Raw genomic sequence first — 2,098 nt, 5'->3', positions numbered from 1 at the left:
TTGTTGGATAAGACTTTTAGACTTTTTTGTCCTCAAAAAGTGCCAGCTGAGAGTGATCGGGGCGAAAATTCTGGGACTTTTTCCCTGAAAATTAGGTAATTGACCGTCTGAAAATGGGTAAAACCCTACACCCAACACCCCACACCCGGCCCCGACGAAAAACTTTTTGCCGCAAACCCTAATTAAGCGACTAAGCTAAGACGCATCTTAACCGCCTATCCTTAGATTAGCTGAATTTCCCCCAATCCCTTTACTATTGCCTCTTGCCTCTTGCCCCGTCTCAACAAGCAATTTAAATGCTTGACAGCTTACTAACTGTTTTAAGGTTAGCAATTAACTTGGATAAAGCGATGTCAGGCTTGTAATCGATAATCAGGTGAACGTAATCCGAAAAAAAGTGATCTAGACCTGTTAATAGGCAATTTATCCCCCGAATGAGCTACAATTATCGGTCCAACGTGGTTAATAGCGAGCAGATGCGTCGCATTGAAGGGGCAATTTTTGCCTCTGGTATGCCTGTGGCCGCTTTGATGGAAAAGGCAGCCCTGTTAACGGCACAACAGCTTAAAAAGTCCTATTCTTTGGCTAATTTCCCAAAAATCGGCGTTATCGTCGGCCCTGGTCACAATGGCGGTGATGCTCTCGTGATTGCTAGAGAACTACATCTCGCCGGCTATCAAGTATCTCTTTTTTGTCCGATCGCCAAACTCAAGGATTTAACAGCACAACAGGCTAATTATGTCAAGCATTTAGGCTTAATTTTTCAGAAAACTTTAGAATCTTTAGAGGATTGTCAGTTAATTATCGATGGTCTTTTCGGTTTTGGTTTAGAAAGGACTTTATCGGGAGAGATTGCCGAATTAGTCGATAAAATTAATAGTTGGCAAAAACCGGTAATTAGTATCGATATTGCTTCGGGAATTCACACCGACACCGGAGAGGTTTTAGGCACGGCAATTAAAGCCACTCATACCTTTTGTTTGGGACTCTGGAAGCGAGCTTTTTTCCAAGATTTGGCCTTACCCTATCTGGGTAAAGTGGAGTTAATTGACATAGGAATTAGTCCCCTTGACCTAGAAACAATTCTACAAGATTCACCGCCAATTCTGAGGGTTAATCCCGATCTAATTCGCCCTTATTTACCTTTACCCCGTCCTCTCCTTACCCATAAATATCAGCAGGGACATTTATTAATTATCTGTGGTTCTCGTCGTTATGCAGGGGGGGCAATTCTTGCCGGATTAGGAGCGCGAGGTAGTGGTGTAGGAATGCTTTCTATTGCTGTTCCTGCTGCCCTTAAATCTTTATTAATTAGTCATTTACCAGAAGCATTAATTATCGATTGTCCCGAAACTGCCACGGGAGCTATTGCCGAACTTCCCCTAGAATTAAATAATTATCATGTCCTCGCCTGTGGTCCTGGATTAACTACAGAAAATCCCGCTATTATCGAACAGGTTTTAGATAGTGATAAACCGATTATACTCGATGCCGATGCTTTAAATATTTTGGCTCAACTGGGCATAGAAAAATTATCATCTCGTCAGAATAAGACAATTTTAACGCCTCATTGGGGAGAATTTAAACGCTTATTTCCTAACTTATCAGGTTCTCAAGATAGGATTAATATCACTCAAAAAGCATCTCAACAAAGTGGTGCAATTATCTTATTAAAAGGAGCCAGAACTATAATCGCCTCCCCGGAAGGTAAAATGTATATAATCCCCGAAAGTAGCTCCGCTTTAGCGCGAGGTGGTAGTGGTGATGTCTTAACGGGATTAATCGGCGGATTCTTAACCCAAATGCCGGATAATGCCCCGGAAGCAACCGCATTAGCGGCTTATTTACACGCTCAAGCTGGCATTTTAGCAGCCAAAGAAAGGACAGAATTAGGAGTAGATGGAGTAACTTTAGCTAATTATTTATTTGCTGCCCTTAAAGATTCGATCCCCCCTGCCCCCCTTGATAAGGGGGGTGCCGATAGGCGGGGGGATCAGAATTGATAATTTTTACTGTATCTAAATAGCTGGTTATAATTAAATTAAAAATGGATTTTAGATTCGATCCCCCCTGCCCCCCTTGATAAGGGGGGTGCCGA

Annotated in this window: 2 protein-coding genes; one reads left to right on the top strand and one right to left on the bottom strand. The window is 42.4% G+C overall.

The annotated features are described in order from the left end of the window. Nucleotides 1-292 precede the first annotated feature (292 nt). Nucleotides 293-427 (bottom strand): transposase, encoded by a 135-nt coding sequence (locus tag PX481_RS19585; RefSeq protein ID WP_256378306.1) that lies wholly within the window; start codon nt 425-427, stop codon nt 293-295. A 7-nt stretch (nt 428-434) separates the two neighbouring features. Here PX481_RS19585 and PX481_RS19580 point away from each other — a divergent pair, with 7 nt between their 5' ends. Beyond that, on the top strand, nt 435-2,003 hold the full coding sequence (locus tag PX481_RS19580) for an NAD(P)H-hydrate dehydratase (protein WP_288026166.1): 1,569 nt from the start codon (nt 435-437) through the stop codon (nt 2,001-2,003). The last annotated feature ends 95 nt before the right edge of the window (nt 2,004-2,098 follow it).

The organism is Microcystis sp. M53603_WE2 (assembly GCF_030065435.1).
This window is presented reverse-complemented; position numbering and strand designations above follow the sequence as displayed.

Bases quoted from the DNA above. Each gene is read 5' to 3' on its own strand.
- PX481_RS19580 (WP_288026166.1), top strand. From the start codon at position 435: ATGAGCTACAATTATCGGTCCAACGTGGTTAATAGCGAGCAGATGCGT.